General features: G+C 52.4%; 13 protein-coding genes. 8 read left to right on the top strand and 5 right to left on the bottom strand.

The genetic code is table 11. The features are described from left to right. Positions 1–5 precede the first annotated feature (5 nt). Positions 6–1,367: a glycerol-3-phosphate transporter gene (glpT, locus tag L6J37_RS07025; RefSeq protein ID WP_218384322.1), complete on the bottom strand. Its 1,362-nt coding sequence runs from the start codon at positions 1,365–1,367 to the stop codon at positions 6–8. Positions 1,368–1,788: 421 nt separating this feature from the next. Between glpT and L6J37_RS07020 the strand changes: the two genes are divergently transcribed. The 7 genes from L6J37_RS07020 to yacG all read left to right on the top strand — a co-directional run bounded on the left by L6J37_RS07020 (position 1,789) and on the right by yacG (position 7,816). Further along, positions 1,789–2,283 (top strand): pilin, encoded by a 495-nt coding sequence (locus tag L6J37_RS07020; protein ID WP_304622553.1) that lies wholly within the window; start codon positions 1,789–1,791, stop codon positions 2,281–2,283. A gap of 1 nt (position 2,284) precedes the next feature. Beyond that, a complete protein-coding gene (locus tag L6J37_RS07015; RefSeq protein ID WP_237794641.1) occupies positions 2,285–3,985 on the top strand; it encodes a GspE/PulE family protein in 1,701 nt (566 codons plus the stop codon). Further along, the gene (locus L6J37_RS07010; protein WP_237794640.1) at positions 3,985–5,220 is read left to right on the top strand and encodes a type II secretion system F family protein; all 1,236 of its coding nucleotides are present in this window, start codon (positions 3,985–3,987) and stop codon (positions 5,218–5,220) included. The genes L6J37_RS07015 and L6J37_RS07010 overlap by 1 nt, the downstream gene beginning before the upstream one ends. An 86-nt stretch (positions 5,221–5,306) precedes the next feature. After that, positions 5,307–6,194, top strand: a complete 888-nt coding sequence (locus L6J37_RS07005) for a prepilin peptidase (protein ID WP_218384324.1) — start codon at positions 5,307–5,309, stop codon at positions 6,192–6,194. Next, positions 6,191–6,802, top strand: coding sequence for a dephospho-CoA kinase (coaE, locus tag L6J37_RS07000; RefSeq protein WP_237794639.1), 612 nt, complete (start codon positions 6,191–6,193; stop codon positions 6,800–6,802). Before L6J37_RS07005 ends, coaE begins: the two co-directional genes overlap by 4 nt. 38 nt (positions 6,803–6,840) lie before the next feature. Further along, positions 6,841–7,605 carry a cell division protein ZapD gene (gene zapD / locus L6J37_RS06995; protein ID WP_218384326.1) on the top strand — a complete coding sequence of 255 codons (765 nt, stop codon included), beginning with the start codon at positions 6,841–6,843 and terminating at the stop codon, positions 7,603–7,605. Between the two features lie 7 nt (positions 7,606–7,612). After that, positions 7,613–7,816: a DNA gyrase inhibitor YacG gene (yacG, locus tag L6J37_RS06990; RefSeq protein WP_192015812.1), complete on the top strand. Its 204-nt coding sequence runs from the start codon at positions 7,613–7,615 to the stop codon at positions 7,814–7,816. Between the two features lie 38 nt (positions 7,817–7,854). Here yacG and mutT read toward each other — a convergent pair whose 3' ends face one another. Both mutT and secA read right to left on the bottom strand, forming a co-directional pair. Beyond that, positions 7,855–8,253 (bottom strand): 8-oxo-dGTP diphosphatase MutT, encoded by a 399-nt coding sequence (gene mutT / locus L6J37_RS06985; RefSeq protein ID WP_192015813.1) that lies wholly within the window; start codon positions 8,251–8,253, stop codon positions 7,855–7,857. A gap of 118 nt (positions 8,254–8,371) precedes the next feature. After that, positions 8,372–11,089, bottom strand: coding sequence for a preprotein translocase subunit SecA (secA, locus tag L6J37_RS06980; RefSeq protein WP_192015814.1), 2,718 nt, complete (start codon positions 11,087–11,089; stop codon positions 8,372–8,374). Between the two features lie 402 nt (positions 11,090–11,491). Here secA and L6J37_RS06975 point away from each other — a divergent pair, with 402 nt between their 5' ends. Beyond that, on the top strand, positions 11,492–11,950 hold the full coding sequence (locus L6J37_RS06975; protein ID WP_237794638.1) for a DUF721 domain-containing protein: 459 nt from the start codon (positions 11,492–11,494) through the stop codon (positions 11,948–11,950). A gap of 64 nt (positions 11,951–12,014) precedes the next feature. Here L6J37_RS06975 and lpxC read toward each other — a convergent pair whose 3' ends face one another. Both lpxC and ftsZ read right to left on the bottom strand, forming a co-directional pair. Further along, complete coding sequence (gene lpxC / locus L6J37_RS06970) at positions 12,015–12,932, bottom strand: UDP-3-O-acyl-N-acetylglucosamine deacetylase (protein WP_192015816.1); 918 nt, start codon at positions 12,930–12,932, stop codon at positions 12,015–12,017. A 115-nt stretch (positions 12,933–13,047) separates the two neighbouring features. Next, on the bottom strand, positions 13,048–14,232 hold the full coding sequence (gene ftsZ / locus L6J37_RS06965) for a cell division protein FtsZ (RefSeq protein ID WP_027253672.1): 1,185 nt from the start codon (positions 14,230–14,232) through the stop codon (positions 13,048–13,050). Between the last annotated feature and the right edge of the window lie 26 nt (positions 14,233–14,258).

Below are 14,258 nucleotides of genomic sequence, written 5' to 3'. Positions count from 1 at the left end.
TGAATTTAAGCAAGTGCTTGTTCGCGTGCTTTTTGTTTATGGTGCGCCCGCTCACCGACAAAGGCATACATCAGGAAGATGATGGATGCGATACAAGAGCCCACCAGCACGATGAAACCGCCATCCCAGCCAAAGTGATCCACTGTGTAACCCAGTACCGCATTCGCCGCGACAGCGCCACCCAGGTAACCAAACAGGCCGGTCAGACCCGCCGCTGTGCCCGCCGCTTTCTTCGGCGCCAGTTCAAGCGCATACAGACCAATCAGCATCACAGGACCATAAATCAGGAAACCGATCGCAATCAGTGCCAGCATATCAACAGTTGGATTGCCTGCCGGGTTAAACCAGTAAACCAGTACTGCCACAGTAACCAGCACCATGAACAGAATACCGGCAGGCGCACGGCGCCCTTTGAACAGTTTGTCAGAAATCCAGCCGCACAGCAGCGTGCCCGGAATACCGGCCCACTCATACAGGAAATACGCCCAGGATGATTTATCCACAGTGAATTCCTTGGCTTCTTTCAGGTACACAGGTGCCCAGTCGAGTACGCCGTAACGGATCAGGTACACAAAGGCATTGGCAATCGCGATAGACCACAGCAGCTTGTTGGAAAATACGTACTTAAAGAAAATTTCTTTGGCCGACATCTCTTTTTCATGAGACTTGTCGTAATCGTCCGGGTAATCGTTTTTGTATTCTTCAATCGCCGGCAGGCCGCAAGACTGAGGCGTATCACGCACCGTCAGCCAGATGAAAACAGCCACCAGGGCAGCAAAAAAGGCAGGTACATAAAAGGCCGCGCGCCAGTCATCCTGGAAAGCCCATAACCCCAGCAAAAACAGCGGGCCAATCAGGCCGCCGCCCACGTTATGAGCGACATTCCAAACCGAGACAATTTCGCCCCGCTCTTTACGGGACCACCAGTGCACCATAGTCCGGCCGCACGCTGGCCAGCCCATACCCTGGAACCAGCCGTTCAGGAACAGCAGGATAAACATGGCGGTAATGCTGCTCGTTGCCCAGGGCATGAAACCGAAGCAAAACATCACCAGCGACGACATCAGCAGGCCGGCACTTAAGAAATAGCGCGGATCGGAGCGGTCAGACACGCTGCCCATCAGAAACTTCGACAGGCCATAGGAAATAGAGACAGCGGCCAGCGCGACACCCAGATCACCACGGCTAAAGCCCTGCTCAATCAGGTATGGCATCGCCAGACTGAAATTCTTACGTACCAGGTAATAACCTGCATACCCGAAAAAAATTCCAATAAAAAGCTGCCACCGCAGCCGTTTGTAGGTGCTGTCAACCTTGTCTGCCGGTAGCAGAGGCTGATGCGCTTTGGGAGTGAAAATTCCAAACATTCAGAGGGAACCTCGTTGTTATGATTATTGCGATGGTTTTTTAATGAGCGAGTGAGCGTATTCATCAAACCGATGAAAGTAAATCTTTTCGTTTGTGCTCATTTGCTATCTGTGATCTGAGTATTGTCTTGATAGACACCCAACAAAAATAGTGGTTTTTAAGTAATTTACTGCAATTGCACTGTGTTTATGCTCATTTCGCACCATGAGCACATTCGAGCAAGTCAGTCTGACTAATGTCAATCCGGCCCTTGATACCGCCTGCCCGACACCGTTTTCTTCGAGCAGCCTCCAGCGATCGGTTGTAAGCCCTGGCTGTTACAACTAAGGGGTTGAATAGCACCGAGAAACCAAGATTCACTGCTATCCATATGAATAACATGACTTATTTTCATTCGCACAGTTTCTTCAGGCGGATAGCATGATGACCAGACACAGTGGATTTACATTGATTGAATTGATGATAGTGGTGGCTATCATCAGCATACTGGCGGCTTTTGCCATGCCGGCTTATCAGGGATACACCCAGCGTGCCCATGCAACTGAAATGCTGCATGCTTCCTCGGCGATGAAAACCGCGGTCAGTTTATGCCTGATGACAGGGCAAACATCAGGTACCGCCCAGCTGGTCGACTGTCACAGCGGCAGTAACGGTGTACCTGCCAGACAACTTTTCAGCAAAAGCAACGGTGACAGTTTTGAAATTTTCTCAACAGTGACGGCAAGCCTGTCAGGGACCACACCAACCATCACTGACGGCGCAGCCATAGTAGCGCGTATTCCGGAAGGACAGCGCAAAGGCAGCCTGCCGGCAAATGCGGAAATCCGGTTACAGCCACAGAGCGACGCCCACGGCATTGTCTGGCGCACACTTTGCAGCGGTGATAACCAGTCGCAATTTTGTCCGGGGCAATAATATGAGCAGCGCTCTGGTCAACACTTTGCTGCAATCCAGCCTAATCAATCCGGCTGAAGCCGATCGAATCCTGGCCGAAATGCGCCATCATCACCTGAACGATATCGCGGCCATCGTCAGCTCTGGGGTGTTCAGCGACTGGGATCTGGCCAAACAACTGGCCCATCTTGCTGCACTGCCTATGGACGATGTCCACCATTACGATTATCAGTCGGTCTGTAAAAAGCTGAGCCTCAGACCTCTGATAGAAAGACACAACGTGCTTCCCCTCGCACTGGATAAGGATGTGCTCACCTTAGGAATCGCCAACCCCTTTGATACCCGCAGTCAGGACGAATGCCGCTTTGCCTCCGGCTATCAGATTTCACCGGTGATTTTACCGCTCAGGCAACTGGAAAACGCCATCAGGCGGATTTACGGTGATCCGATTACCAGCACGCTGCACACTGCCAGCCTCAACGACAATGAGATAGCGCAGATCTCAGCCGCCCAGGCTCCGCCGAGCGAACAAGCAGCCGACAACGACGACGCCCCTGTCAGCCGTTATCTCAATCACCTGCTGCTGGATGCGGTACGGCGGCAGGCCTCTGATATTCACATCGAGCCGTTAGAAAAACAGTGCCGGATCCGGTTTCGCTGCGATGGCCTGCTTCTGATTCATGCCACTCCCCCTTCAGATTTGGCTGCCCGGCTGGCCGCCAGACTCAAAATACTGGCCAGACTCAACATAGCAGAGCGGCGCCTGCCTCAGGACGGCCGCTTCAGGCTGCCGCTCAATCAAGATCTGACCGTAGATATGCGGGTCTCGACGCTGCCGGCGCAGTGGGGAGAAAAAGTCGTCTTGCGCTTACTCGACAGCAACCATATTCCGCTGGCGCTGCACAGGCTGGGGTATACCGACGGCCAGCGTAATGTCTTTGAGCAGGCACTGACTAAGCCACAGGGCCTGATCCTGGTGACCGGCCCGACCGGCAGCGGAAAAACACTGTCGCTGTATGCCGCCCTGAACTTACTGAACAAGGAACACCGCAACATTTGTACCGCGGAAGATCCGGTTGAGATTCAATTACCCGGCATCAACCAGCTTCACATTCACCCCGCCATCGGGCTGGATTTTGCCACAGCACTGCGCACCTTTCTGCGCCAGGATCCCGATGTAATCATGATAGGTGAGATCCGGGATCAGGAAACCGCAACCATGGCGGTACGCGCCGCGCAGACCGGCCATCTGGTTCTGTCCACCCTGCACACCAACTCCGCGGCCGATACCCTGAACCGATTACAGCATCTGGGGATCGCGCCTTATGAACTCAGCGCCTCACTCAGTCTGATCATCGCCCAGCGGCTGGTCCGCTGCCTGTGCCCGCACTGTAAGCAACAGACTGACCTAGCGATCAGCCAACGCCAAAGACTGGCCATAGACGCATCAACGCCAGTGTTCGCCGCCAACCCTCAGGGGTGTGAGCACTGTAATCAGGGCTACTTAGGCAGAACCGGGGTGTTTGAACTGGTATCTTGCAAAGCCAGCCAGACAAACCCGTTAAGTGAAGCCGCGCTTTACGATTTTATGACTGAGCAGGCTGACGGCTTGTCACTGGAGCAGGCCGGGATCCGTTTGCTCTGTCAGGGCCTCACCAGCCTGAGCGAGCTGCAGCGGGTGCTGGCATGTGACAGTCTGCAGCCGGATGCCGGGAGCGCCTGATGGTACCGGCAGAACGATTAGGTTACTTTCGGTGGCGAGGACGCCAGAGCAATGGTCGCAGCGTCAGCGGCGTGCGTGTCGCTTTCCAGCCCGGAGAGATCGAAGACTCCCTTCGCATTCAATCGATTACGCCTCAGTCCATCCGCCGCATCAGACCCGGCTGGCTAATCTATCGCCGTCATCGTTTCCGGCAGCAGGATCTGACCAACATGTTCCGGCAGCTAGCCAGCTTACTGAGTGCTTCTCTGCCGCTGAGCGCAGCACTGGCCATTCTGACCAAAGAGCAGAGCCGGATGGAAGCCGCCGCCATACTGAACCGTATCCAGCAGCAGGTCACATCCGGCACCCCGCTCTCTGAAGCCGTTGCCCGCCACACACCCTGTTGCGATGCCATAGTCACCAGCCTGCTCAAAGCCGGTGAGTTCGCAGGGCAACTGCCGCAAATTCTCGAACAGATTGCCTCGTACCGCGAACAGTATCATCAGCTGCAGCGTACCCTGTTCCATACCCTGCTCTACCCTGCTGCGGTTTGTGTGGTGGCCATGGCAGTAACTGCCCTGATGCTGGTGTGGATCATTCCGCAATTTGCCGGATTGTTTGCCACCATGGGCCACCAGCTCCCCTGGCTGACCCGTGCAGTGCTGACGCTGTCGGACTACGCCGGCCGGTACAGCCTGCAACTTATGGCCAGCGTGGCCCTGATAACCGGACTCTGCCGCTGGCAGTATCGCCGCAGCCTGCGCTGGCAATACCGTTTTCACCACGTAGCACTGCTGTTGCCGCTCGCAGGCACCTGCCTGCATCTGGCAGCGCAAGCGCGATTCACCCGCACATTGGGCACCACTTTTCAGGCCGGCGTCCCTTTGCTGGACGGGCTGAATCTTGCCGCGAGCACCTGCGGTAACAGAGTGCTGGAACACACCTACCGTCAGGCTGCCCGGCTGGTCGCCGGCGGGCAACCGCTCCACTCCGCAATCCGGCAAGGGATGGGCAAACAGCGCGCCCTTGTTCCTGAACGTCTGATACAGCTCATCATGGTCGGTGAAGAAACCGGGAAAATAGATACTCTGCTGTTCGAGCTGGCGGCTTACTATGACAACGCACTGTCACAGCAGTTGAAAACGCTGACAACCCTGCTCGAGCCTGTGCTGATACTTGTCATAGGGATAATTATCGGTACCTTGCTGCTGGCCATGTACTTGCCCGTGTTTGATCTGATGAAAGCCGTTGGTTGAGTTATTTGTCTGCGGCTCGCTACTGACGGCAAAATCAGGCTAAAATAACGGTTCTTCGGATATCTTGATGGAAAATGAGTAATCTCATGGCGTTACTGACCTACTATCCCTGGCTTTACCCTCTGGCGGCCGCTATTTTCGGCCTGATCGCCGGCAGCTTTCTGAATGTGGTCATCCTGCGCCTGCCTGTCATGATGGAAAGACAATGGCGCGCAGATTGCGCCGAGTGCTTTTCAGAACATGCGGAAATTGGCCCCCAGCCCGTTTTTAATCTCAGTGTGCCGGCTTCCAGTTGCCCGCACTGCCAGCATAAGATCCGCGCCTGGGAAAACATTCCAGTCGTTAGCTGGCTCTTGCTCCGTGGCCGGTGCAGTAACTGCAAAACAAAAATCAGTGCCCGGTATCCGGCCATCGAGCTTCTGACGGCACTCACAGCGCTGGCCGCCGCACTGGTGCTGCCATTCTCGGCCTGGAGCCTGGCAGTGATTGGCGCCGGTTGTGCCCTGATCGCCCTGACTTTCATTGATATCGATAAAATGCTGCTGCCGGATCAGCTCACTCTGCCCCTGATGTGGGCAGGTTTGCTACTGGCCCTGCTGGATGTCAGCCCGGTCAGTCTGGAATCTGCCGTGATTGGAGCCATGGTCGGTTACCTGTCGCTCTGGAGCCTGTACTGGGTATTCAAGCTGCTCACCGGCAAGGAAGGCATGGGTTACGGCGATTTCAAACTCCTGGCCGCACTGGGAGCCTGGGCCGGATGGCAGTTGCTGCCTTTTATTGTCCTGCTCTCTTCCTTGCTCGGCGCTATCTGTGGCATCATTTTGCTGCGTATGCAACACAGTGACAGCCAAGCGGGTATGCAGACGCCGTTTTCATTCGGTCCTTATCTTGCTCTGGCCGGGTGGATAGCCCTGCTTTGGGGTGCCCCCGTTCTTAGCTGGTATGTAGGGACATATTTAGGATATCCATTATGACTTTGGTAGTCGGCCTGACTGGCGGCATTGGCAGCGGTAAGACCACAGTAGCTAACCTGTTTGCCAACTATGGCATTGATATTATTGATGCCGATCTGATTGCAAGAGACGTCGTGGCACCTGGCTCAGCAGGCCTGAAAGCCATTACTGAACGCCTCGGGAATGACATCCTGCTGACAGATGGCCAGCTCAATCGCAGTAAACTCAGAGAGGCTATCTTTAATGAGCCAGCGTTAAAAGCCTGGCTGGATAGCCTGCTGCATCCCATGATTCGCCAGCAAATGAAACAGGATATCAATAAAGCCACCTCGCCTTATTGTCTGTTAGTTGTACCCTTAATGGTGGAGAATCAGCTGCAAGCCATGACCGACAGACTGCTGGTGATTGATGTTCGGGAAGACATACAGATAGCCCGTACCACGGTTCGAGATAAGGTCAACGACGATCAGGTCCGTAAAATTCTGGCGGCCCAGGCCACCCGGGAACAACGGCTTACGGCGGCTGACGATGTGATTGATAACAATGGTGACAGCCACCAGTTACGCGGTGAAGTTGCCCGGCTGCATCAGCAATATCTGCTCCTGAGTGAGCAGGCTGATCGCAATTGATACAGCGCTGATCAAGAGATGAATAACAGGCCCGCACTATGCAGACTAACCGGCAGACAACCCGTTTTGAACACCCGTTAAACGAAAAAGTCCGTATTTACCTGCGACTGGAGTATTTATTGCTCCAAATGAATCACACCAGTGAATCGGAAGATCCCTGGCAATATCAGCTTTTTTTCCGTGCTTTGTTTGATGTGCTGGATATTCTTGATCAGATCCAGGTGAAAAGTGAGCTGGCCAAAGATCTGGATAAGCAGCAGTCTCAGCTCAAGCTCTGGCTGGATGTCGACGGTGTAGATCAAAGCGCCGTGCTGTCGCTGCTGGATCAAATGGCTTCCATCCATCACAACCTGATCACAGCTCCGCGTTTGGGCCAGATCTTACGTGAAGATCGCTTTCTGGCCGGGATCAAACAGCGCTTCTCGCTGCCCGGCGGCAGCTGCTGTTTCGATTTGCCCAGCCTGCATCACTGGTTACATCTGTCGCAGGACGGCAAACAGGCAGATATGGCGTACTGGTTAGATCAACTCAAGCCAATGGCTCAGGCGATTCAGCTATGGCTGAGAGTCACCAGGGAATCCGGCCACTTTAAACCTCAGATAGCCCGCAACGGTTTTTTCCAGCATGAGGCGGAAAATGCCAGCCTGTTACGATTGCAAATTTGCCCCAGCTATGGGGTTTACCCTATGATATCCGGTCACCGCAGCCGGTTTGCCATCCGATTCATGCCCTTTGATGAAGGGCAGAGCACGACGAGTAATCCGGTTAGCGAAAGAATTGAATTCACACTAGCGATTTGCTGAGGTTCCCGTGTCGCAACAAAGAACACCCACGATAGTCCAATGCCCTACCTGCCAGGCCGACGTTGTATGGGGAGAAGTCAGTCCGTACCGACCTTTTTGCTCCAAACGTTGCCAGCTTATCGATTTAGGGGAATGGGCGGCAGAAGAAAAAGCCATACCCGGCGCCCCTGACATGTCAGACTCAGACGGCTGGTCAGAAGATAACGCGTAACATAGCGGGTCAACAGCCCGCTACCAAATCTGCTGGTTTTATCGGGCCAGCAGCTTATCAATAACCGGATAGTTGGCTTCGGGGAAAGTGAATTCCCGCAGCGCATCCAATGTCACCCATTGGCCTGGTTGTCCCTCACGGCCGTACGCTTCGCCATCAAAGGCCTTGATCAGGAAAAAATCGAACTTTAAGGCTTTTTCCGGATAGTCATGCTCTAACTCAATAAAGTGCTCCAGCTCGGTGGCTGTAATCCCCACTTCTTCGTTCAGTTCACGAATAACCGCTTGCTCTGCCGTTTCTCCCAGCTCTACCTTACCGCCGGCAAATTCCCAGAAGCCGCCTTTATGGGCCGTTTCGGCACGACGGGTGATGAATACTTTATCCTGCTGGCGGTTCAGGATAATGCCCGCCGATATCCAGACTCGTTTTTTATTCACGCTGCTTACCTGTTCAAATACTATTTCGCTCTGTCAGCAGAGCACTTGACTGATTTTAACCTTTGACAGAAAAAAACAAAGGCCGCATTCGCGGCCTTTGAATAATTACCTTCCCAAATCAGCTAATTCGGCCATGGCATTGTTTGTATTTCTTGCCAGAACCGCAAGGACACGGCTCGTTGCGGCCAACCTTACGCTCACCGGCCGGGGAATCTTCCCCGCCCTGACTGGTTTCGGCCACGGCACTGGCTGCTTCCTGATGGTTGAATTGCTGGCGACGGGCCATTTCTTCGGCCATGCGCTGGCGTTCCGCTTCGACACGTTCCACTTCATCCTGCTGCTGCACCCGTACCTTGCTCAGGATAGCCACGACGTCGGTTTTCAGGTTTTCAAGCATGCCCTGGAACAGTTCGAAAGACTCACGCTTATATTCCTGTTTCGGGTTCTTCTGAGCGTAACCGCGCAGATGAATCCCCTGACGCAGATGATCCATAGCCGCCAGATGCTCTTTCCAGAGTGTATCCAGATTCTGCAGCATCACGGTTTTCTCAAAGTTACGCAGCACTGGGGCGCCAACAGCTTCTTCTTTGCTGCTGTACACACTGACAGCTTCAGCAACAATGCGCTCGCGTAATGCTTCCTCATACAACTTATCATCGCTGTCCAGCCACTGCTGAACCGGTAAATCCAGGTCAAAGTCTGCTTTCAGGCGCTCTTGCAGGCCAGGGATATCCCACATTTCATCCAGTGACTGCGGTGGAATATAGGTATCTATCACGCTGTTCAGCACATCTTCGCGATTATGCGAAATCATTTCACTGATATCATCGGCGTGCATCAGTTCATCACGCAGTTCGTACACCACTTTACGCTGGTCGTTCGCCACATCATCAAATTCCAGCAACTGTTTGCGGATATCGAAGTTACGGCCTTCAACTTTGCGCTGCGCATTCTCGATGGCTTTCGTCACCCATGGGTGTTCGATAGCTTCACCTTCTTCCATGCCCAGCTTTTTCATCATCGCGGACACCCGGTCTGAGGCGAAAATACGCATCAGGCCATCTTCCATCGACAGGTAGAAACGTGAAGAACCGGCATCCCCCTGACGACCGGCACGGCCACGCAGCTGGTTGTCGATCCGGCGCGATTCATGGCGTTCAGTGCCTATGATATGCAGGCCACCCGAGTTAAGCACCGCAGCATGACGCTCTTTCCATGCCGTCTTAACAGCAGCAATTTGCTCCTCAGTCGGCTCTTTCAGGGCTTCGACTTCACTCTGCCAACTGCCACCCAATACGATATCGGTACCTCGACCAGCCATATTGGTCGCGATAGTCACCGAGCCAGGTTTACCTGCCTGAGCAACGATATCCGCTTCTTTTTCGTGGAATTTGGCATTCAGAACCTGATGCGCTATACCGGCTTTTTTCAGCTGGCTGGAAAGCAGCTCAGACTTTTCAATCGAGACCGTACCCACCAGCACTGGCTGACCATTGGCAACACGGGCATGAATATCTTCGGTGATAGCGACGAATTTTTCTCTTTCGGTCATGTAAACCAAATCACCCATATCATCACGGATCATAGGCTTATTAGTTGGCACAACCACAGTTTCCAGGCCATAAATGCTTTGGAATTCGAAGGCTTCGGTATCCGCTGTCCCCGTCATACCAGACAGTTTTTCATACAGGCGGAAATAGTTCTGGAAAGTGATAGAGGCCAGCGTCTGGTTTTCATTCTGGATTTTAACGCCTTCTTTGGCTTCAACCGCCTGATGCAGACCTTCAGACCAGCGACGGCCCGGCATGGTACGACCCGTGTGTTCGTCAACAATGATGACTTCGTTATCTTTGACGATATAGTCAACATCACGCTCAAACAACACATGCGCACGCAGTGCAGCATTCACATGGTGCAGCAGAGAAATATTGGCAGGTGAGTATAAGGTGTCGTCTTCTTGCATCAACTCGCGTTGCTTCAGCAATTCTTCGACAAACTCCTGACCATTTTCTGTCAGGTGAACCTGCTTTGATTTCTCATCAACCGTGTAGTGGCCTTCACCACGATATTCTTCGCTGTCTTCCTTGTCCTCTTTGACAAGCTCAGGGATCAGTGTGTTGATCTGGGTATAGAGCTCAGAGCTGTCTTCAGCAGGGCCGGAAATAATCAGAGGGGTACGGGCTTCATCGATGAGGATGGAGTCCACTTCATCCACAACCGCAAAAAAACGTTCACGCTGCACTCGGTCTTCCGGTCGGAAAGCCATGTTGTCACGCAAGTAATCGAAGCCAAACTCGTTGTTGGTGCCGTACAATATATCGCACGCATAGGCTTCTTTTTTCACCGGTGGCGGCATCTGAGACAGGTTCACGCCCACTGTCATTCCCAGGAATTCAAACAGTGCCCGATTGGTTTCTGCGTCACGGCTGGCCAGGTAATCATTCACTGTCACAATGTGAACGCCTTTGCCCGTCAGTGCGTTGAGATAAGCCGGCAGGGTGGCTGTCAGTGTTTTACCTTCACCAGTGCGCATTTCTGCAATTTGGCAGTCATTGAGCACCATGCCGCCGATAAGCTGCACATCAAAATGACGCATACCGAACACACGCTTAGAGGCTTCGCGTACGGTTGCGAAGGCTTCAGGCAGCAGCTGATCCAGCGATTCTCCCTGTTCCAGACGCTGACGGAACTCTGCCGTCTTAGCCTTCAGCTCTTCATCCTGCAGGCTTTCAAATTGTGGTTCTAGCTTGTTGATCTCATCAACAATTTTACGCAAACGTCGAATGGTACGGTCGTTGCGGCTGCCGATAACTTTAGTCAGTAGTTTTGATAACATGGCTATGCCGTTTTACTCTTTGTGATGTCAGATCCCAGCACAAGCGCAGGCTGAGTACTCAATAAATTGCAATCAAAACGAAGCCCTTCCATGCTCCGCCCTTCCCAATACTATTCGTTAACTTCAAGCTGGGTTGAAAACAAATGTCTGTGATGGAGATATTGTGTTTCCCTTGCTAAATTTCAAGGGCAATCAAGGCACAATATCATGCTTTACGAATTGGAACCATGCACCTCAACGCCAGAAAAAGCGCAGGCCGCTCCCTTAATTTGTTATGATAAAAAATATTCTCTGGTCCGCCTATCATTAAGGCGATAACTTAGTGATCAGATAGTAAAATTTAGATCTCACTCCGTTCGGTGCGTTCTTTACATTCATTAAATTCATTTTTACGGCGTCAAAATGAGAGATCACCGCCCACAAACAACAGCCAGCCTGCTGGATGATGAAACGGCATTGGGCAATATCCAGCAAAGAGCCATGGCATTGCATAAGCTCAATGTGCAGGTACAGCAGCATCTCAATTGCGCGCAACTCTGCCGTGTCAGCAACTACCGGCAAGGAATATTAGTGATTGAAGTCGCATCGGCGGCCTGGTCAATGCGGCTGAATTATGAACGGAACCAGTTGATACAACGGCTCCGTGAGCATATGCTGCCTCAGCTTCAGGATATCAGGGTCAGTGTCAATCCGGCTCTGGCGGCAACGACAGTGAAAACCAACAGCACCTCTGTGCTGAAACGTAAGCCCATTTCACAAAAAGCTGCGCAGTCTCTGATGGAAACCGCTCAGGATGCCCCAGCCAAAGTCAAAGCCCGTCTGGAGCGACTGGCTGCTCTCGCCAAACAAAACAACCAGTAACCGACACTACAGGTGAAAAAAAACGCCAGACAGAGTCTGACGTTTTTCCTTTAATTGCTTAGCTTTACGCCAGTACCATGCCAGGCTGGGCAAAGGTTACCGGTACTTCGGCTTCGTCCTGGAATGTCGACCATTCAAAGGCTTCCTGATCAGCAAGTACAGCGCGCAGTAGCATGTTGTTCAGGGCATGACCGGATTTATAAGCCACCATTTCACCAATAATGTTGTGACCACACATATACAGGTCGCCGATAGCGTCGAGTACTTTGTGCGTCACCAACTCATTGTCGAAACGCAGACCTTCATCGTTCAAAATGCGATAATCATCAAGCACGATAGCATTATCGAAGCTGCCACCCAAACACAGGTTCTGAGACTGCAGATACTCAATATCACGCATAAAACCGAAAGTACGGGCACGGCTGATATCTTTCACAAACGACTGGCTGGAAAAATCCAGTACCAGACGCTGCTGCTCGGAATCAATCGCCGGATGATTAAATTCAATCGCGAAATCCAGACGGAAACCGTTATACGGTCGCAGCTCCGCCCATTTATCGCCATCTTCAACGCGAACAGTTTTTTTCAAACGCAGAAAACGCTTAGGCGCATTCAGCGTTTCAATGCCGGCAGATTGCAACAGATAAATAAAGGGGCTGGCGCTACCGTCCATAATAGGAATTTCCGGTGCGTCCACTTCCACAATAACGTTATCAATACCCATACCAGCAAGGGCAGCATTCAGGTGCTCGACAGTTGAGATGCGTACGCCCTGATCATTCACCAGCGCGGTGCACAACATAGTATCTCGCACAGAATCTGCATTAGCCGGGAAATCCACCGGCGGATTTAGATCCGTACGACGATAGATTACACCAGTATTTGCGGCAGCAGGCCGCAGAATAAGCGTCACTTTACGTCCGGAATGCAAACCCACTCCAATCGTTTTAACGATGCTTTTTAGTGTACGTTGTCTGATCATCTGCTTACTCGTCTCAACTGACTGATGACTATTTATCGGCCACCAATCTGCAAACTTGAGGGCGGCCAGGCGCTCATATTACCACCAAACGTGACCTAACCCAAATTTTTTAAACTTAGTCTGCCTGCTTGCGCAAAAATGCTGGGATATCCAGATAGTCATGATCGGCTTGCTGTTTAGGCTTAGCGGCCGTAGCGGCTGACCCTGACTGAACACTTTTCTCAGCAACAGCGGGTTGTGCCGGCGTTTTAGCTGCGATCGGTTCTTCCTTCTCCTGGATCACAGGCTTTTCCTGTGCTGCAGGCTTGGCTGAGCTGGTGACCAGAGTAATATCCGGACGAGACTCTTTACCAATACCGGTTGCCACAACTGTCACACGCAGCTCATCGGTCATATCCGGATCCAGAGACGTACCGATCACCACAGTTGCGTTATCAGAAGCAAAAGCTTTCACTGTATTGCCGACAGTTTCAAACTCGTCCAGACGCATATCCAGACCGGCAGTAATGTTCACCAGAACACCACGGGCACCAGCCAGATCGATGTCTTCCAGCAGCGGGCTGGAAATCGCCATTTCTGCTGCTTCTTCCGCTCGGTCTTCACCTGTCGCAACACCGCTACCCATCATGGCATGACCCATTTCGGACATCACAGTACGTACGTCTGCAAAGTCGACATTGATCATACCCGGGCGGGTAATCAGCTCAGCAATACCCTGAACGGCGTTTTTCAGTACGTCGTTTGCTTTTGCAAAAGCGTCTAACAGCGTGATACCACGCCCCAGCACTTTCAGCAGCTTCTCGTTTGGAATCGTAATCAACGAATCAACGTGTTTGGACAGCTCTTCAATGCCCTGTTCCGCAAACGCCAAACGTTTTTTGCCCTCAAAGCTGAATGGCTTAGTGACAACAGCAACCGTTAGAATTCCCAGCTCTTTCGCTACTTCAGCAATGATAGGCGCCGCACCTGTACCTGTGCCGCCCCCCATGCCTGCAGCGATGAAGACCATATCAGAACCTTCTAATGCTTCCCTGATCGCTTCACGATCTTCCAGGGCTGAATCACGACCAACCTGAGGGTTAGCGCCTGCGCCCAAACCTTTGGTGATATCACCACCAATCTGGATCACTGTGCCGACGTTACTCTTACGCAAAGCCTGCGCATCAGTGTTAACACTGATAAAGTGTACGCCTTCGATCGATTCACGAACCATGTGATCGACAGCGTTACCACCACCACCGCCAACGCCAATGACCTTAATTACCGCTTCATCAGACAATTCCATCATCGGTTCAAACATGTGTTCTCTCCGTTCTTCCTGTTCGC

Source organism: Photobacterium sp. WH77 (genome assembly GCF_022014395.1).
Lineage (GTDB): Bacteria > Pseudomonadota > Gammaproteobacteria > Enterobacterales > Vibrionaceae > Photobacterium > Photobacterium arenosum.
This window is presented reverse-complemented; position numbering and strand designations above follow the sequence as displayed.